Origin of the sequence: Bradyrhizobium sp. LLZ17 (assembly GCF_041200145.1) — a bacterium.
Lineage (GTDB): Bacteria > Pseudomonadota > Alphaproteobacteria > Rhizobiales > Xanthobacteraceae > Bradyrhizobium.
On record NZ_CP165734.1, the window covers coordinates 2,636,727 to 2,655,901 of the forward strand.

The following is a 19,175-nucleotide window of genomic DNA, read 5'->3' on the forward strand; positions in this document are numbered from 1 at the left end:
CGGCGGCCATTCCTTCCCAAGCCTCACTGAACCGCTTGCAGGGGTTGCAAGCTGCCGGACGCGCCGAGCACGACCATCGGGGCATCTTCCTTGTATTCAGGCGCGGCCGCGACCTGCGCCTTGGTCAGTTCCAGCGTGATGCTGTCCTTCTTGTTGACGATCTTGCCGAAACGCAGTGCGTTCCAGTCGACGACGATCTTGCGGCTGCCGACGCCGAGGAAGCCGCCGAAATCGATCACGGCGGCTCGCACGTGCCCGTTCCGATCGACGATGACATCCACGATGCGACCCATATTTTCGTTCGCCGAGCTGAGCACCTCACGGCCAAGCACACCATGCGCGTCGCTTGCGCCGATGATCGTCACCGACGGCGGCGGCGCTGCATCCTTCGGCGTGACCGGCACCACCGAGGCCGGCGGCTGCGCCGCCGAGGGCGCGCTGGTCTCGCTTGGTGCCTTGCCCTGCGGCTCGGCGGCGCGCGACACCACGACCGTCAAACCCGCGACGATCGCGATACCCAAAACCAACCAACCGATCGGACGCATGCACCCTCCTTGCGGCGCCTCGCTATCGCGCCAGCACGATCGACACCTGGATCTGACCGCGTGTACGCAGCACCTCCAGCGCCACGTCGTCGCCGTGCCGGCTGATGCGCAGGTCGACGCTGGAATCGCCCAAGCGCAGGTCGCGCAGGATGACCTCGTTCAAAAACACCGGCAGATGAGGATTGCGCAGCCGGATCTCGCTGCGGGCGGCATCGAACTCGATGCCGAGCGCTGCCTCGAGCAGCGTGAACGGCGTCGCGCTGGCCCAGGCCTGCGGCGCGCAGGCGACCGGATAGAGCGTCGGTCCGCGCCGCTTCTCGCGCCGGAAGCCACAAAACAACTCCGGCAATCGACGCAAATCCATATAGGCCGCCGCATCGAACAGGCCCTTGAAGATGTGCGCCACCGAATGCTTGAGCCCGTAACGCGCAAATCCGAGCACGATCAGCGCGTTGTCGTGCGGCCAGATCGAGCCGTCGTGATAGGACATCGGATTGTAGCGCACCTCGCCTTGCGCAACCGTGCGGATGCCCCAACCGGAAAAGAAGTGCGGCCGCATCAGCTCGGCGGCGACCAGGCGTGCGCGATCCTCGCGGATCATGCCGCTGAACAGCACCTGCCCGGCATTCGACGTCCGCACTTTGCAAGGTTGCTTCCTGCCATCCAGCGCGAGCGCATAGATGCCGAGCTCCTCGCACCAGAACGCTTTCTCGAAGCGCTCGGCCAGCGCCTTGGCTTCCGCCTCGAGTTTCGCGGCGCGGTCCGGTTTCCCGAGCCGCAGCGCGCAGCGGGCGGCGAGCTGCTTGGCGGCATAGACGTAGCCCTGGACTTCAGCAAGCGCGATATTGCCTTCCGCGAGCTGGCCATCGGCATGGAAGATCGCGTCGTAGGAATCCTTCCAGCCCTGGTTGGCGAGCCCCTTTTCCGTCGCGCGCTGATATTCGACAAAGCCGTCCTGATCAGGGTCGCCCGGACCGTCGATCCAGGCAAGCCCCGCCTCGATCGCAGGCCACAGCTCGGCCAAGGTCTTCTCGTCGCCGGTGCGTTCGAAATAGCGGCCGGCGAGCAGGACGAACAATGCAGTCGAATCCACGCTGCCGTAATATTGCGAGAACGGCACCTCGCGCAGTGCCGCCATCTCGCCGCCGCGCATCTCGTGCAGGATCTTGCCGGGCGCTGCGTCCGCGAGCGGGTCGACCGCCCTGGCCTGGAAATGCGCAAGCCGGCGCAGCACGCCCTTCGCCACCCGCGGGTCGACCCACAGCATCTGCAGCGCGGTGATCAGGCCGTCGCGGCCGAACGTCGTCGAATACCAGGGAATGCCGGCATAGGGGTAGCGCCCCTGCGGCGTCTGCGTCATCAGCATGTTGAGGTCGGCCATCGCCTGGCACAGCACCTCGTTGAAGATGTTATTGGAAGTCTCGATGCTGGCGGCACCCATGGTTGACTGACGCATCTCGCGGCGATGGGCGAGCAGGCCCTGGAAAAACCGCGCCGGCTTCTGCGTCAGCGGCCGGTTGCAGGATGCGGCGACGAACACCGACTTCGACTGATGCGGATCGAGCTCGAGCTGCCACGTGGCCGCGTTGACCGACAGCCGCGACGGACGCGGATCGAAATGCAGCCCCGTGGTGCGCTCGACATCGTCGAGGCCGCGATAGTCGAACAACACGTCGGTCGGCCCCAGCAGACGGCTCGCGCCGGTGCCGCGGCGCTCGCGCCGCTCGCCGCGGACTTCAAACAGATCGGCGAAGTCATTGTCGAACAGCAATGTCAATTCGAAGCTGGCGCGGCGGTCGCCATGGTTCTGCACGCCGATGCGCTGATAGGCGGAGCCGCGCCACAGAAAGATCGTGCGCACGATGTGCAGCAGATCCTTTTGCAGCACGAGGCTTCCGTCGCGGTAAATGTCGGGGTTGGTGAGATCGACCGTCAGGGCGGAATTGTCGTCGCGCAGATTCGAGCCGAGCAGCAGCGGCTGGAGATCGTTGAGCACGAGCTCGAGCCGCGCGAGATAGCGCGTATCGTGGTGGAACAAGCCGTCGGGACCGCCGGCGGACGCGCCGATGTCGCCGTGGCTGTCGAGCACGATGAAGGTGTCGTCGTGCTTGAGCGAGCGCCGCGGCCGTGCCGAGGGCCCCGTCATCGAAATATAGAACGGCTGCTCCGCGACCTGTTCCGCGGTCCGCGTCACGGAGACGAACTTGGATACGACCTCAGCTGCCATCGGCTGCTCCCCTGCGGCCTGTGTTTCGAAACGCCACCAACGCAAACGCAGATGTCGGATTACGCGGCGAACTTCGAGAGCCGGCTCATTTCCTGCGTCACCAGCTCGCGGTAGGGACCGTGGCCCTGCATCAGGCGGTCGGGCGCGCCATCCTCGATGATTTTGCCGGCCTTCAGCACGATGACCCGGTCGAAATTGCGCAGCGTTGCCAGGCGATGGGCAATCGCGATGACGGTGCGGCCGCGCATCAGCCGCGACAGCGCCTCGCGAATCGCCTCTTCAGATTCACTATCGAGCGCAGCAGTCGCCTCGTCCAGCAGCAGGATCGGCGCATCCTTCACGAATGCGCGCGCGATCGCAATGCGCTGGCGCTGGCCGCCCGACAGCTTGACGCCGCGGTCGCCGACCATGGTATCGAGACCTTCCGGCAGGCTGTCGATGAAATCGCAGCGGGCCGCGATCGCGGCGCGCAACACCTCGTCGTCGGTCGCATTGGGCCGGCCGTAGCGGATGTTCTCGCGAATGGAACGGTGGAATAGCGAAATATCCTGCGGCACGACCGAGATGGCCTCGCGCAGGCTCTGCTGCGTCACCTTGGAAATGTCTTGCCCGTCGATGGTGATGCTGCCCTCGTCGGTATCGTAGAAGCGCTGCAGCAGCGTGAACAACGTCGACTTGCCGCCGCCGGACTGACCGACCAGGCCAACGCGCTGGCCGGGCTGGAGGCGCAGACTGAACCGCTCAAAGATCTTCTCGCCGGCGGGATAGCCGAAGGTGACATTGTTGAACACAATCGCGGCGCCGCTCTTCACCAGCGGCTCGGCCGCGGGGTGATCGCGCAACTCGTGCGGCACCAGCAGCGTTGCGATGGCTTCGGTCAGCCGGGCGACGTGCTGGGTGACGTCGACCAGGGCGACCGCGAGATCACGGGTGGCACTGAGGATAGAGAGGCCGAGCGTGCAGACCAGGACGACATCGCCGGTGGTCGCCTCGCCGTCCTGCCACAGCGAGATCGCCCACGCCATCAAGGCGATCGTCAGAACCACGGTCACGCCGGCGTGAAAGAGCCGCAGCTTCTCCAGGTAACGCAGGCTGCGCCCGCGCGCGGTCACTTCCCGATTGACGGTGGCGTCGAAGCGCTCGTGCTCGTGGCCGATGCCGCAAAACGCGCGGACCAGCGGCATGTTGCTGATGACGTCGATCATCTCGCCGTCGACAACGGCCGCCTTGTCGGCAAAATCGTCGTGGAGCGGCTTGCCGGCCGCGGCAAGGCGGAACATCGCGACTACCATCCCTCCGGCGATCACGATCAGCCCGAGCGCCATATAAGGACTGACGGTTCCAATCAGGGCGATGGCCGCAAATGTGGCGATGCACGGCGGCAGCACATTCCATACCACCATGTTCTCGACGGTGAACACGGCGTTCGATGTGGCGGTAATGCGGCTGGTCAGCATGCCAGGCATGCGGTCCGAGAAATAGCTCGGCGCGTGCCCGGTCAGATGACGAAAAATGTCACGGCGCAGATCGCCGGTGACGCGGACGAAGGTGAAGCTCGCGGTCCAGCTTGCGATCCGCCACAGGAAATTGTCGGCGGCGATGAGCGACATGAGGAAAATGAATGACAGCCATACGCTTCCGCCATGCGAGGCCCCGGCTGACAAACTGTCGACCAAGGATTTGACGCCGTACTGCGTGCCCACCGAACAGGCAACCGCTGCAACCACAGCCGTCAGGATCACGAGATGCGACGCGAGGCGGTGCCGGAGATAGCGCAACACAAAGGCCAATGGCCGGCGTGCGTATCCAGAGAGATGATCCATATGGCTGCGACCCCGTTATGACATCGAAAATGATGTCGAATTTTCTTACTGGTCGATTGAACATCGACCGCTTCGCCTCGGTTCCCGGGCAAAGCCATCACGACACGCGGATGCGGACGATCTGAGAGCGGGAGATGGCATCATCGCGACGACGCTGCACTGTGTCGAAGAAGTAACGTTCGTGGAGAGGAACTTCGCAACTGCGTAAACGTTCCCTGATTGGCATGCCGGTGCCCGACACGGCGGGGGTTTCAACGTTCATGATCGCAGAGGAGATGGTGAGATGCGCATCGCGCAGGTAGCTCCGTTGACGGAGGCTGTTCCACCCAAGCTTTATGGCGGCACCGAACGGGTGGTGCACTGGTTGACGGAAGAGCTGGTTGCCCTGGGGCACGACGTGACGCTGTTCGCAAGCGGCGATTCGCAAACCTCCGCGAAACTCGATGCACCCTGGCCGACGGCGCTCCGCCTCGACGGTTCCGTGCGCGACGCCAATGCGCTCCACATGGTGATGCTGGAGCGGGTACGGCAGAAATGTGACGACGAGGAGTTCGACTTCCTCCACTTCCATCTGGACTATTATCCTTGGTCGCTATTCTACCGGCAGCCGACGCCGTTCCTGACCACACTGCACGGCCGGCTCGACCTGCCCGAGCACCAGCCCGTGTTCCACAATTTCTCGAAGGTCCCGGTGATCTCGATTTCCAACGCGCAGCGTCGGCCGGTGCCGCAGGCCAATTGGATCAGGACCATTCACCACGGATTGCCGGAGAAGCTCTTGACGCCGAAGCCTGTGAAGCAGGAATATCTCGCCGTGCTGGGCCGCATCGCGCCGGAAAAGGGCGTCGACCGCGCCATCAAGATCGCGCTCCAATCCGGCATTCCGCTGAAGATCGCGGCCAAGGTCGATCGCGCCGATCAGGACTATTATGACGAGCTGATCCGCCCGATGATCGAGAATAATCCGCTGGTGGAATTCATCGGCGAGATCAGCGATCACGAGAAGTCGGAATTCCTGAGCGGCGCGCTCGGGCTGCTGCTGCCGATCGACTGGCCGGAACCGTTCGGCCTGGTGATGATCGAGGCCATGGCCTGCGGCACGCCGGTCGTTGCCTTCAACCGCGGCTCGGTGCCGGAGATCATCGACGAGGGGCTCACCGGCTTCGTGGTCGAGGACGTCATGAGCGCGGTGGGCGTCGTCAAGCGCCTTCCGCAACTGGACCGCGCCGCGATCCGCAGGCAGTTCGAGTCGCGCTTCACGGCGCGCCGGATGGCGCTGGATTATCTGGCGGCGTATCGCAGCCTGACCGAGGCCCAGGCGCCGCGGATCAAGCTGGTGAGCAGCGCGGAGTAACCGTCGCTGTCGTCCCGGACAAGCGAAGCGCAGATCCGTGACCCATAACCACAGGACGCCGTTTGGCGAAAACTCGGAGTGACCAGTCTCGCCCTACGACCTCTCCCTGGGGTTATGGGTCCCGGCCTTCGCCGGGACGACACTGAATTTTGCGACAGCGCCTACACCACCACGGCCCGCTTCGGCTCAACGATCTCGAACATGCGCGGGAATTCGTCCATCAGGCCCATCAGTTCGGCGAGCCGCATCGGGTTTCCGGCGAGCTTGACCTTGCCGGCGGCAACGGCTTCCGGAAAGCTCGTCAGCTTCGCGATCACCTCGTCGAGCGTCGACCGCGCCAGCGTGAAGCTGGCATCGGCATTTTCCGCCTGCACGCCTTCGCTATAGGTCAACGCCGAGTTCTCCAAATTGAGCACGAAGCTCTCGCCGGTATCGGAGAAGCTCCAGTTCAGGACGATGTGCTTGCCCTCGGCCTTGGGGCCGTTGAGACGGATGCCGAGCACGTCCCACAGCTGCCCGGTGCGCAGTGCCGCGAGCGTCTCGCGCGGCATCGGCGGGCGCGGCGCCGCCTTCGGCATGCCCTCGCGCAATTCCTGCGCGCCGAACAGATAGGCATTGCGCCAGGTCGCGCTCTCGGCGGTATAGCCGAGTTGCTCCAGCGTATCAGCCAATAGCGCGCGCGCCGCCGCATTGTCCGGCTCGGCAAAGACCAGATGGCCCAGCGCCTGCGCCACGAAGCGGAATTCGCCCTTGTCAAAATCCTTCCGCGCGCGAGCAAGGATGGCATCCGCGCCGCCCATATACTCGACATACTTTTTGCCGGACTCCACCGGTGGCAGCGGATCGAGATTGACCGGGTTGGCGTCGTACCATCCCAGGTACTTCTGGTAGATCGCTTTCACATTGTGCCGGATGTGGCCGTAATAGCCGCGGCCGTGCCAGGCCCCTCCAGGCTCTTCGGCAGCTGGATCGTCTCGGCAATCTCGGCCGCGGTGAGGCCGTGGTTCATCAGGCGAATGGTCTGGTCGTGCGCGAATTTGTAGAGATCGCGCTGCTGCCGGATCATGCTGCCGATGCGCTCGCGGCCCCACACCGGCCAGTGATGCTGGCCGCACATCGCCTCCGCCTGGCCGTCCCAGAGCAGCAGCGCCTCATTCAGGTATTTCGACCAGGCCAGCGCGTCGCGCACATCGGCGCCGCGGAACGGCAGCAGATTGTGGAAATTATGGGTGCAGTTTTCCGCGAGGTTCAACAGCTTGTAGCGCGGGATGAAGAAGTGCATCTCCGCCGGCGCCTCGCTGTTCGGCGCCATCTGGAATTGGAATTCGACGCCGTCGATCACGCGCTTGTCGCCGGTCGCCATGATCAGGTCGGTCGGCCGCAGCAGCGCGACCGAGCCCGCCGCCATCGACTTGCCGAGGCCGCAATCGACCTGCCCGCGCACGCCCTTGGCGAGGAACGGACCGAATTGATATTGCGCGCGGCGCAGCATCGCCGGCCCCGCGATGATGTTCTCGGAGACCGCGTGCTCCATGAACAGGTTGGGCGCGATGATCGGCACCCGGTCCGTCGCCAGCGCATCCTCCGCCAGCACCCCGCGCGCACCGCCCCAGTGATCGGTATGAGTGTGTGTGAAGATCACAGCCGCGACCGGCCGGGTGCCGCGATGCTTGTAGTAGAGATCAAGTGCGGCGCTCGCGCCTTCGATCGAGGTCAGGGTGTCGACCACGATGACGCCGCTGTCGCTCTCGATCAGCGTCATGTTGGCAATGTCGAGCCCGCGCACCTGATAGACGCCCGGCACGACCTCGAACAGGCCGTGATGCATGTTGAGGCGCGACTGGCGCCACAGGCTGGGATTGACCGTCGGCGGTGAATGCTCGGTCGCGAGGAAGCCGTACGGCTCGAGGCTCCACACCGTGCGCCCCTGCGGATTGGCGATCTTCGCGTTGTCGATGGTGCCGAGAAAGCCGCGCGCGGCATCGTCGAAATCCCGCGCATCGGAAAACGGCAACGCGTTCAACATCGCCGTTTGCTGCGCAATCACGGACGGCGTCGCGTCCTTCGGCTTGCTGCTGGTCTCTGTCACGATTGTTTCCTCCCGGCCTTTGCAGGCATCTAACCGCATCTTGCGGGTGATTGCCATCGCGAGGAGGGCGAAGCGAAGAGCACAGGCGCTATCTTCCCTTCTCCCCTTGTGGGAGAAGGTGGCGCGAAGCGCCGGATGAGGGGGTATGTCTCCACTCGCAAGGCTGTTCGTGAGGATAGAGACCCCTCACCCGGCTTCGCTGTCGCGAAGCCACCCTCTCCCACAAGGGGCGAGGGTGCACCGCATACGCGGCTCCTTCAATGCATCCCAAGCACCCGCGGCAGCCATAGCGTCAGATCCGGCCAATAGGTCACGATGACGAGGAAGCCGAGCATCGTCAGCAGCCACGGCATCACAGCGCCGGCCAGATCAGTGATGCGCATCCGCGCGATCATGGAGGCCACATAGAGGTTCAAGCCGACAGGCGGATGGCAGAGGCCGACCTCCATGTTGACGTCCATCACGATGCCGAAATGCACGAGGTCGATGCCGAGCTTCTTGGCCGCCGGCGCCAGGATCGGGGCCATGATCAGAATAATCGAGTTCGGCTCCATGAAGTTGCCGGCGAGCAGCAGCAACACGTTGACCACCAGCAGGAAGCCGACCCAGCCGAGATTCTGCGCCGCGATCCAGTCGGCGAGCGTCGCCGGCAGGTTCTCGTTGGAGAGCACGAAGGAGAACAGCACCGCGTTGGTGACGATGTAGAGCAGCATCGCGCTGGTGTTGGCGGCACGCAGCAGTACCCGCGGCACGTCCACCATCTTGATCGCCTTGTAGACGAACACGGCGATGATGAAGGAGTAGACCGCAGCCATGGCGGCCGCCTCGGTGGCGGTGAACAGGCCGCTGTAGATGCCGCCGATGATGATGACGACGAGCATCAATCCCCAGATGCTCTCGCGGAAGGCGTGCAGCGTCTCGCCCCAGCTCGCCTTCGGCATCCGCGGATAGTCGCGCTTGCGTGCCAGCCACCAGGTCACGATGCAGAGCATGGTTGTCAGCAGCATGCCGGGCAAGAGGCCCGCGACGAACAGCGCGCCGATCGAGGTGTTCGTCGAGACCGCGTAGACGATCTTCGGAATCGACGGCAGCATCAGGATACCGAGCGACCCCGCCACCGTGATGATGCCGGCGCCGAAGCGCATCGGATAGCCGTGACGGACCATCTCGGGCAGCACGATGGCGCCGATCGCCGCCACTGTCGCAACGCTGGAGCCACAGACCAGCGCGAACATCGCGCAGGCGACGATGCCGGCGAGCCCGAGGCCGCCGTGCCAGTGCCCGATCAACGAGGTCGCGAAATTGATCATGCGTCGCGCGACGCCGCCATGGGTGAGGAAATTGCCGGCGAGGATGAAGAACGGGATCGCCATGATCTCGAAGCCCTCGATGCCCGTGAACAGCTTCATCGAGACCGCTTCGATCGGCACCGTCGTCAGCGTGAACAGGAAGGTCATCACGGTGAGACCGAGCGCGATCGAGACCGGGATGCCGGTCAGCATCAGCGCGATCAATAACGCGAACACCGTGACCGCGCGCAGCCAGTGCGGCAGCACGACCACGCCCGATTTCTCGGCCAGGCACATCGCAAAGATCAGGATCGGCGCCAGGATCAGGATGACGCCGAGCGGCGAGACTTTTCGCGCGGCCGCCCTCGTCGCGGCACCCGCCGGCTGCGGATGCAGCGCGGGCGAAATATCGGTCTCCACGCCCTCGACACGGGTCTCGTCATGATGCGGCAGCTCGCCGGTCCAGAAATAGAACCAGGAGACCTGAAGGAAGCGGAAGCACATCAGCCCCGAGCCGAGCGGGATCGCCAGATAGACGAACCACATCGGTGCTTCCAAATCGTTGGACTGCTGTCCCGTGTGGAACATCTCGCGCACGAAGGAGACGCCGAAGGCGGCGATCATGCCGGTGAACAGCGCGCCGCAGAGCAGCGAGAACAGGATCACCTGCTTGCGCGAATGTTCGGGCAGGCGGTTGACGAGGAGATCGACTCCGACATGGATGCCGGTGCGCACGCCATAGGCCGCGCCGAACTTCGCCATCCAGATGAACATGTAGATGCAGAGCTCCTGCGCCCAGGAGAGATCCAGCTCGGACAGGAAGGTGAACACCGCCATCGACAGCGTGGCGAGCCAGGTCAGCCCGTGCGCCGCGGCCCATCGCGAGAAGACGATCGATTCGCCGGCGCCGTAGCGGTGCACCACGGCGATGAAGATCAGGCCGGTTGCAGCCGCGATGAGCGCCGCGATCAGCCATTCTTCCAGATGGTTGAGCGCACGATTGAGCACGCGAAGCAAGATCAAGTCCCCCATATCGATGCGAAACGGCCGGGAGCATTCACTCCCGACCGTTTGCGTTGTTGTCTCCCCGGAACGCGCGTCAATTCATCTTGACGTCGAGTTCCTTGGCAAGAAGATCGAGCACTTCCTGCCCGACCCGGCCCTTGGCCCATTTGTAAGTCGGCTGCATCGCTTCCTGCCACGCCTTGCGATCGGCGTCAGTCAGATAATGCAGCGTGGTCTTGCCCGTCTTCTTGATCTCGGCCAGCGCCTCGTCGTTCTCCTGGCGCGCGATCGAGTTGGTGTACTCGGTCGCCTCCGCCATGGCCTTGTCGAGCTGGGCGCGGATGTCCGGCGGCAGGCCGGACCAGAATTTCGAGTTGACGATCACCGCATATTGCAGATGCGCGTGATAGGACACGGTGATGTCCTTCTGCACCTCGTAGAACTTCTGCGTCCAGTAGTTCGAGGCCGTGTTCTCGCAGCCGTCGACCACACCGGTCTGCAGCGCCTGGTAGACTTCGGAGAACGCCATGATCTGCGGGATCGCGCCGAGGATGCGGAAATACTGGTCGGCGATCTTCGATCCGGAGATACGGAATTTCAGGCCCTTGAAATCCTCCGGCTTCGCCAGGGAGCGGTTCGACGACACCATGTGGAAGCCGTTGTCCCAGTAAGCGAGCCCGGTGATGCCCTTGGCCTCCAACTTCTGGAACAGCCATTTGCCGACCGTGCCCTTCATCGCATTCGAATAGGTCTCTTCGTCCTTGAACAGCCAGGGCAAGTCGAGCGCCTCGAACTCCTTGATGCCGAGCGGCGCGAACTTCGCGGTCGAGGGCGCGAGCATCTGCACCGAGCCGAGCTGCAGCGCCTCGATCTCCTCCTTGTCCTTGTAGAGCGAGGAGTTCGGATAGACTTCGATCTTGACCTTGCCGTCGGTATACTTCTCGGCGAGTTCCTTGAACTTGAGCGCGCCCTTGCCTTTCGGCGTGTCATTGGCGACGACGTGGCTGAACTTGATGATGATCGGGCTCTGGGCCTGGACGGCAGGCGCAGCCACGAGAATAGCCGTGGCCGCGACTGCAAGAAGCAGCTTGCGCATGAAGTAACCTCCCAACAACCTCCAAAACCGGGTTCTTTTTGTTTTCCGATTTCAGTAGTGGCAGCAATCGACCAACCGAACAACTAGACCTAAGCCCAATTTGCCGCAGCTAGGCTAGCTTGATCGCTGTTGGATACGCAACCCGGCGCCCGCTCCGGCCCGAGGAAGCGAGCGCTTATGTCGCATTGCGGCGGCGCAATTAACCTTTGCGTTGCGCGACGATGAACAGCCGCCGGAACGGGAACAGCGTCTGTCCCGCCGCATTCTTCGGATAGGCTTTTGCGACCCGCTCGCCGTAAGCGGCTTCGAAAGCAATCCTCTCATTGCCCTCGAGCACGTCGAGATAGCGCGTCAGCCAGGTGCCCTTGGTCCATTCTTTCACCGGGTTCTCACCTTCGAGCACCTGGAGATATTCGGTCTCCCAGATGTCGATGTTCTGCGACAAGGGCAAAAGCAGGTCGTGATAGAACGCCGGCGCTTCGACCGGCGGCGGGGTGACGAGATGTTCGACCTTGGACCGCCAGGGGCCGTTCAGCGCAGTCTCGCCGATCAGCACATGCGAAGGGGCCAGGAAGTTGCGCGGCATCTGCACCGCGAGCACGCCGCCGGGCGCGACCTTTGCCATCACCGATGGAAACAGTGCCGCGTGATTGGGCAGCCAGTGCAGTGCGGCATTGGAGTAAATCAAATCGTATTGCCCGGCGGGATGCCAGTGGCCCAGGTCCTCATGTGACCATTGCACGTCCGGCGCCGCCTTCCGGCCCGCGGCTACCATCTCGGCCGAGCCCTCGACGCCGGTCACCGTGGCATCCGGCCAGCGCTCCTTGATCAGTTTCGTGACGTTGCCGGCACCGGCGCCAAGATCGGCTATCTCACGCGGGGCAAAATCCGGAATCCGCATCAACAGGTCGACTGCGGGCCGGAGTCGGTGGCCGGAGAATTTGAGATATTGCTGCGGATCCCAGACCATCGGCTGGCGCCTTTTCTTTTTGGTGTTTCCTTCACTGTCTCTCTTGGTTACCACTGCTCGTCCCGGTCGGGCAAATCAACCCGGCACGGACAGGGCAGGAAACGAACGGCAATAAGAACCAACCAAGAGAGCGTGTGACCATGGACCTCGGGCTCAAATCGAAAACCGCTGTCGTTACCGGAGCCAGCATCGGCATCGGCCGCGCCATCGCCAAGGGCTTGGCTGCCGAAGGCGTCCGCGTGGTGGGCGTGGCACGGCGAACCGACCTGCTCGTAGAGCTGGCGCAGGACATCGGCGGCGGGTTGATCACACCGTTCGCGCAAGACGTGATGGCCAAGGACGCGGCGGAAAGGATCGCGGCCTTCGCACTCGGGGAGCTCGGCCATGTCGACATTCTCATCAATAATGCCGGCGGCAGCCGGCCGCTGCCGGTTGATGCGCCCGACAGCCAATGGGAGGACGCGATCGCGCTGAACTTCACGAGCTACCGCCGCATCGCGCATGCGCTGTTGCCTCAAATGATCGCACGCAAATGGGGCCGTATCGTCAACATCACCGGCAAGTCCGAGCCGGAAGGCCTCAACGCCGCATTCGCGGCCAAGGCTGCCGTGCACGCCTGGGCCAAGGGCCTGTCGCGCGAGATCGGGGAGCACGGCATCACCGTCAACTGCATCCCGCCCGGCCGCATTATGAGCGAGCAGATTCGCCGCAACTATCCGCCGGACTATCGCGAGCGCTTTGCCGAAGAGGAGATCCCGGTCGGCTATTGGGGCGAGCCGGAGGATCTGGCAGCACTCGCGGTGTTTCTGGCCTCACCGGTGGCGCGCTACATCACGGGCACGGTGATCCCGGTGGATGGCGGCTTGCGGCGGTATCAGTTCTAGCGCGGCTGCCGCAGCCGATCGGTTCGCATGGACTGGCCATGTCGGCTCTGGTCCCGGCTGCGGACGGCGTCAGTTCGCGCTGGCGTGTCGGCGATGGGGCACAACGTGCCGGATACGCCGGCCAGCGCCCAAGCAGACGCCGTCATTTTTGCGGGCTCACCACCTAAAGAACGGTAGTGTGTTAACACAATGTTTCACCTTAGATTGTAGGCAACCACGGCGGGAGACGGGGTCGGCTGACATATGACGAGCGAACTGAGGAGCCGCTGGACCGATGCTGGAGCCTTGGCACTCGTCACCGTCGCCGTCTTTGCGATCGTCTACTGCGTGAACGGAGGCGCGGCCTTTCCGACCGACGATGCCTTCATCAACCTGCACAACGCTCATGTTCTGCGTCTCGGCCGAGACGAGAATTATGAGGGTGTGCCGGCTCTTGTTGGGGCGACGAGCGGCGTGCATCTCGCACTGCTTCTGGCTTTTGAGCAACTGGTCTATCCCGACACTGCCGCGTTATATGTTCTCAGCTCTCTCAGTGGCGTCGCCTATGTGCTCGGCGTCTTCTACGTCTGCCTCAACATGGGATGTCCTCGGCTGGAAGCGGCGCTGATTGCGTTAGGCAGCCTTATCTTCGCTGGCACGTTGTTTCAGGTCTTGAACGGGATGGACACCGGACTGGCAATGGCCGCGGTGGCGTGGGACATCAAGCTCCTGACAGACAAACGGCGCACCTTCTGGCTTCCGGCGCTATGCGGCGTCACGCCGTTTGTTCGGCCGGAACTCAGCTTCCTTTCGGCCGCCTCCATGTTCATCGTGTTCTGGGAAAAGGATGCTGCCATCGGCTTCAAAATTGCCGCTGCTGCGGTGGCAGCCTTGAGTGCCGTGCCCTTCCTGCTCTGGTATTGGATCGACACCGGCTCATTGGTACCCAACACCGTCAGCGCGAAGATGTACTTCTTCGCCGAACGCTACGCAGGTTGGTCAGATAAATCGTTGTTGATGCTTTTAGCGGTTTCTCGAGCCGCCCTGATCAGTTTTCCTCTGTTCCTGTGTCTCCGTTTCGTGCGGCCGGCCGCGGTTGGACGCATGCTTGCGTTGTTTGTCGTCGTCTTCCTTGGCGCCTACTTCTGGAGATTTCCGAGCGGGCTGCTGCACAATGGCGGACGCTATTTCTATATTCTTGCACCGATCGTCCTGTTTGGCGTTGCGTGTGGGCTCTCTTCGGCGTTTCGCAAGCCAACACTTTGCATAGTCGCGATTTCGATTCTGTTCATGCCGCTGGGATTTGTGGCGCAACTCGAGGACTACAGAACCCATATCGGCGGCTTCCAGGAAAGCCTTGCCGATGTGGTGAGATGGATGAACGCGAATTTGACGGACCGGCCAATGGTCATGGTTCACGACGCCGGCTACATCGCCTACGCCGGACATGCTGCGCTGGTCGATTTGGTAGGTCTCAAGACGCCCGCCGCAATGGATTTTCACAAGCGAGCGACTTATCCGAGCGTCGGCCTGCAACGATCCAGAGCGGTCGCAGAGATCGCGGAAACATTCCAGCCGCAATACCTGCTGGTGCTCCAGGATTGGGACGAGAGATTCCGTCTCGTTGAGGGGCTTCGCAGTGAAGGGTGGACGGCGCGTGAGGTCTATGCGGGACATGCGTCGCCGAATACGCCTGCAGCGCTCATCTATCACCTCTACGAGCTGAACCGGCCGCATCGAGGGCTTGCAAGCCCAAGCTCATAGTGCCCGAGCGGTTTTGCGATCTGGCCTTCCCGCACTTGAGCGAGGCCCGACATTCGCCAAGCTCTTTTCTTGAGGCTAATGCCGTTAAGCTGATGCGCTGCCGCCAACCGTCGTGTCTAATTCGACGGGTCGCGGTGACCTCCGCGAAAACCCGATCATCGAAATCCGCGAAAGAACCGCCGCCTCAAATCGTTCGAGTTGGTCTCTGAGCCGAATTGCATGTTTCTCGACGAGGTGCCAGGAGGCAACAGCGACCCCAAAGGCAACCGGGAGGCTGATCAGGACGTTCACATACCAGTCCTGAGTCGATGGGCCGAACGCTGCCACGCACTGCTGGACGACGAACCCATAGAGATACATTCCATAGGAGTAGTCGCCGGACGACACGATCCAGCGTCGCCGCGGATTCATCAGGCCCAGATAGCACGCGACATAGGCGGCAGGTACGGCAAACAGCGCGTCGCCGCGTCCGCCGGCCATGCCGGCAGCACAAAGCACAACTGCGAACAGGCACGTCGCCCGGTTGAACGGCACCTTGTCGCGCCAGAGATAGAAGCCGACGCCCAAAAGGAAGCAGAACACCAGAAGGTGCGGCCGAAGGTGAATCAACAGCTCGTCGCTATGATAGATGTCGTAGCAGACGAGCCCGATCTGGGCGAGCACCAGAAAGCCCAAATAGAGCACCCTGTTGAAGCAAATCGTGGCCGCGGCAAGAAACGCCAGGATGGCGTAGCACCACAGCTCATACGGCACCGTCCAAAGCTGGGCATTCACCACGCCGGGCGCCGGGTTGTTCAGAAATACGCCCGGAAGTTCAAAGTGGACGTCGCCGACGATGTTGAGAAAATAGGCACGGAATTTCGAGTCCGCGAAATACCGGGTCAAGGGTGTCGCGGTGAAGATCGGGCCAATGATGATGGCCGACAGTGTGGTCTCGACCATCAGCGCCGGCACAATGCGAAGCACGCGCAGGCCGATAAATGAAATCAGGCTCTTGCACCTCAACAAGCTGGCTGTCACCAGAAATCCGCTCAGGGCGAAGAACAGCGCAAGAAGCATGGCATTCACCATGCGAAACTGGCCCACGATCTCCATGGCCCGCTCGAGCCCGAGCGTTACGTTCGCGCCGTGCAGGCAGATAATCGCAGCCGCCAGCGCAATTCGCATATAGTCGAAACCTGCGGGACGATTTCGCGAAAGAACAAGCTGATCTGCTAGGCTGAACACGGTCGTGCTTCTCAAAGCAGTACCGCGAAACCGCGCGCCAAAGCGGCGGTCAACCAGCAGCACGTCTCGGTCCGCTGACGGGGCGCGTGAGGTGTTGCGAGTACACTTGAACCCACGATCTGCACATTTTCCGACGTTCCAATGCGGGGAGCGCCCCCATGGCCCGCGCGCAGATCGACGCACCGAACATTTCAAATTCCAATTTCAACCGCAGACACGCTATTTCGCGCCGCGTCTTGGGCTTTTATCATGATTACCAATGGTTGCATCATGCGATCTCGCACTATCGGTTCTCTTGGTGAAGAATTTGTTCCTAATGTCGTTGGCCGCCGTTCCAATGTGGAACCGCAGCAGCGAGCTAGCCGGAAAACGACTTGTAGCCGTCGCCTAAGAGGCTTTAGCGTCTGCCTTGAGTCAAAAAAGCTGGCTTTGCGCGGAAAGCCTTCATAGCTCAGCAGCGCTCCCGTAGAGGACCTAGAGACACGGCTGCATCTGCGCCAATCAGGGCGCCAGCAGCCTCTATGCAGAATTGAGAGTTTCGGCATAAGGCCCGCGCACCATGTGCAGCTTCAGAAGCGGCGCGATCACGGAAAGCTCGGGACACGTGTGACAACAACCGCGTCCGATCAACGCGATCTGCAACGGGCGCAAGAAACGCAAGAATTCGTTCACTTGCAAAATCCTGATCGCGCAACGGTACCCCGTCACATGGCAAAACTGTTTCAGCAAGTCTCACGTAAGGGTTGCTGACGCTCTGAATTCGATCTGGGCGTGAACCTCACCGAACTCTTTCAGACCAAAATAGATGCGGGCTTGCTCCGCATCATCCGCTCGTCCCATGCATTTCATCACGCAGAGGAGCAATCAATGAAAATCCAGCCGCGCGCGCTTTCATATTCCCTCAGTGCCGTCCTCACGCTTGTTGCCGGTCCCGCTCTCGCAGACTGCGGCTCGCTGCCCAATCTGTCGCAGCTTCGTTCGGCGCTGGTCGGTGCCATCACGCCCACAGGCGGCGCGAATGGCGGACTTGGTTTCAACATGTGGGGCACGATCGTCGACCGGGACGGCACGGTTTGCGCCGTCGCATTCTCGGGCAGCCAGTTCACGTCGCAATGGCTGGGCAGCCGCGTGATTTCGGCGCAGAAAGCCAACACGGCCAATGATTTCAGCCTCGGTCACAACGCGACTCCCGCCGGAAGTGCGTTTCCGACCGGCCTTGCTTTGTCGACGGCCAATCTGTTCTCGGCCGTTCAACCCGGCGGCAGCCTCTACGGCCTCCAGCACAGCAATCCGGTCGACACCGAGGTTGCGTATGGCAATCACCCCGGCTTTAGCGGCGTCACGCAGGCCAATTTCAATCCGGCACCGGTCAACAGCCAGGCCTTCGGCACGACCGCGGACCCGATGGTCGGCAAGCGCGTCGGTGGCGTGAACGTGTTCGGCGGCGGGCTCGCGCTCTACAAGGCCGGGCAGCGCGTGGGCGCTGTCGGCGTCAGCGGCGATACGTCCTGCACCGACCACATGGTGGCGTGGCGAACCCGCCATGCCCTTGGATTCTGACGAACTCCAGGGGGTCGGGGGCGTGGCCGATGCAAGCCATCCCGACAACATCATTTTCGACATTGCCGCGAACGGAGACGGTACCGGCGGCACGGGTCAGGCGCCGAACGGACAGGGCGGCGTCGGTCAAAGCGTCAGCGGATTCGGCCACCCCAAGTGCCTGAACAATCCGTTGCCCGCTGCGGTATCCGGCCTTCCACCCGTCAAGTGACAGTCATCGCCCGGAGAAACGCGACGCGTCGTTCTCCGGGCGCCTTTTCCGAATCTGACATCGCGTCATAGAAGCGATCGGCTATTCGCGCCAACACCGCACCGCGCCCCCGCCTTCATTCGATGACCTGCTCGGCACGAGCGATCAGCGTCGGCGGAACATGGATGCCGAGCTGAAGAGCGACCTTGAGATTGATGACGAGATCGAACTTGGTGGGCTGTACGACCGGCAAGTCAGCGGGTTTTTGACCCTTGAGGATGCGCGTAACGTAGACACCCGCCTGTCGCCACGTGTCCGACAGGTTGGGACCGTAGCTGAACAGGCATCCGTCAGCGACATCGACGTTTCCTACGCAAATGGGCGGTATCCCGGCTCCAAGTCCCTTTTCGATGTGCAGATTGCGGCCACTGAATCCGAACAGAGGATCGGTGCTGGACAGGAATGCTCCTACCTTCAACTTGCGCATCGTCGCGAAAGCTTCATCGAACTCGCTCTCGCTGGAGACATTCACGACATGCAGCGTCAATCCCAGGGATTGAGCTGCGGCTGTCGCCTCCTTGATCTGCACATCGGCCAGCGTGCCTTTGGGATTCACCAGCAACGCGACATCTGAAACCTCGGGCATGATTTCACGCAAAATGCCCATCCGCTTCGACACGAGCTCGGTGCCGATGAAGGTTGCGCCGGTGACATTGCCTCCAGGACGGCTGAAGCTCGCAACAAGACCGTCGCCGACCGGGTCGCCGCCATAGGCAAAGACGATCGGAATCGACGTCGTGGCCGCTTTCGCCGCTCGCGCAGGCACCGGCGAGCCGGTCGCAAAGATAACAGACACCCGGCTCTCTACGAGCTGGGCCGCCAAAGCCGGCAAATGGTCGAACTGCTGCTCCGCCGAACGATAGACGATCGTCAGGTTCCTGCCTTCAATGTAGCCACCCTGCTCGAGACCGGCCCGAAAAGGCTTGATGGCCCAATCCGCCAATTCGCTGAAGCTGAGCAATCCCAAAGTCGGCTGCGGCATCTGCGCTGCGGCTGGCGATGCCATCGACAAACCCAGCAACACGATGACGTCGCGGCGCTTCAATTCCTCACTCCTGAGCGGATGGTGCCGATTGAATGTAGTCTGCTGCCGCACACCCGGTCTTCATCCTG

General features: G+C 62.4%; 13 protein-coding genes and 2 pseudogenes. 5 read left to right on the plus strand and 10 right to left on the minus strand.

The genetic code is table 11. From position 1 onward, the window contains the following. Positions 1-23 precede the first annotated feature (23 nt). From AB8Z38_RS13005 to AB8Z38_RS13015, 3 genes are read right to left on the minus strand one after another with little or no spacing between them, the layout of a single operon-like run. Entirely contained in the window at positions 24-545 is a 522-nt protein-coding gene (locus AB8Z38_RS13005; protein WP_369725554.1) for a PRC-barrel domain-containing protein, read from the minus strand. Between the two features lie 22 nt (positions 546-567). After that, complete coding sequence (locus AB8Z38_RS13010; protein WP_369725555.1) at positions 568-2,772, minus strand: glycogen debranching N-terminal domain-containing protein; 2,205 nt, start codon at positions 2,770-2,772, stop codon at positions 568-570. Between the two features lie 59 nt (positions 2,773-2,831). Further along, complete coding sequence (locus tag AB8Z38_RS13015; protein WP_369725556.1) at positions 2,832-4,595, minus strand: ABC transporter ATP-binding protein; 1,764 nt, start codon at positions 4,593-4,595, stop codon at positions 2,832-2,834. Between the two features lie 283 nt (positions 4,596-4,878). On the opposite strand from AB8Z38_RS13015, the gene AB8Z38_RS13020 reads away from it, so the two are divergent. Next, positions 4,879-5,949, plus strand: coding sequence for a glycosyltransferase family 4 protein (locus tag AB8Z38_RS13020; protein WP_369725557.1), 1,071 nt, complete (start codon positions 4,879-4,881; stop codon positions 5,947-5,949). 161 nt (positions 5,950-6,110) lie between these two features. Here the strand turns inward: AB8Z38_RS13020 and AB8Z38_RS13025 are convergent. The 5 genes and pseudogenes from AB8Z38_RS13025 to AB8Z38_RS13045 form a co-directional block, all read right to left on the minus strand. Continuing rightward, a pseudogene (locus AB8Z38_RS13025) lies at positions 6,111-8,077 on the minus strand (alkyl/aryl-sulfatase). A gap of 218 nt (positions 8,078-8,295) precedes the next feature. Next, positions 8,296-9,579 carry a TRAP transporter large permease gene (locus AB8Z38_RS13030; protein WP_369726483.1) on the minus strand — a complete coding sequence of 428 codons (1,284 nt, stop codon included), beginning with the start codon at positions 9,577-9,579 and terminating at the stop codon, positions 8,296-8,298. Between the two features lie 243 nt (positions 9,580-9,822). Further along, positions 9,823-10,359 (minus strand): annotated as a pseudogene (locus AB8Z38_RS13035) (TRAP transporter small permease); the annotation flags it as partial. Between the two features lie 67 nt (positions 10,360-10,426). Continuing rightward, a complete protein-coding gene (locus AB8Z38_RS13040; protein ID WP_369725558.1) occupies positions 10,427-11,428 on the minus strand; it encodes a DctP family TRAP transporter solute-binding subunit in 1,002 nt (333 codons plus the stop codon). 199 nt (positions 11,429-11,627) lie between these two features. Further along, entirely contained in the window at positions 11,628-12,398 is a 771-nt protein-coding gene (locus AB8Z38_RS13045) for a methyltransferase domain-containing protein (RefSeq protein WP_369725559.1), read from the minus strand. A 140-nt stretch (positions 12,399-12,538) separates the two neighbouring features. Between AB8Z38_RS13045 and AB8Z38_RS13050 the strand changes: the two genes are divergently transcribed. Both AB8Z38_RS13050 and AB8Z38_RS13055 read left to right on the plus strand, forming a co-directional pair. Next, positions 12,539-13,282, plus strand: coding sequence for an SDR family NAD(P)-dependent oxidoreductase (locus AB8Z38_RS13050; protein WP_369726484.1), 744 nt, complete (start codon positions 12,539-12,541; stop codon positions 13,280-13,282). 243 nt (positions 13,283-13,525) lie between these two features. Next, positions 13,526-15,025, plus strand: coding sequence for a hypothetical protein (locus tag AB8Z38_RS13055; protein ID WP_369725560.1), 1,500 nt, complete (start codon positions 13,526-13,528; stop codon positions 15,023-15,025). Positions 15,026-15,109: 84 nt separating this feature from the next. Here AB8Z38_RS13055 and AB8Z38_RS13060 read toward each other — a convergent pair whose 3' ends face one another. After that, a complete protein-coding gene (locus tag AB8Z38_RS13060; RefSeq protein ID WP_369725561.1) occupies positions 15,110-16,315 on the minus strand; it encodes an acyltransferase family protein in 1,206 nt (401 codons plus the stop codon). 804 nt (positions 16,316-17,119) lie between these two features. On the opposite strand from AB8Z38_RS13060, the gene AB8Z38_RS13065 reads away from it, so the two are divergent. Together AB8Z38_RS13065 and AB8Z38_RS13070 are read left to right on the plus strand one after the other, a co-directional pair. Continuing rightward, a complete protein-coding gene (locus tag AB8Z38_RS13065) occupies positions 17,120-17,812 on the plus strand; it encodes a heme-binding protein (protein ID WP_369725562.1) in 693 nt (230 codons plus the stop codon). A gap of 22 nt (positions 17,813-17,834) precedes the next feature. After that, the gene (locus tag AB8Z38_RS13070; RefSeq protein WP_369725563.1) at positions 17,835-18,023 is read left to right on the plus strand and encodes a hypothetical protein; all 189 of its coding nucleotides are present in this window, start codon (positions 17,835-17,837) and stop codon (positions 18,021-18,023) included. A gap of 115 nt (positions 18,024-18,138) precedes the next feature. Here AB8Z38_RS13070 and AB8Z38_RS13075 read toward each other — a convergent pair whose 3' ends face one another. Next, complete coding sequence (locus AB8Z38_RS13075) at positions 18,139-19,107, minus strand: ABC transporter substrate-binding protein (RefSeq protein ID WP_369725564.1); 969 nt, start codon at positions 19,105-19,107, stop codon at positions 18,139-18,141. Positions 19,108-19,175 lie beyond the last annotated feature (68 nt).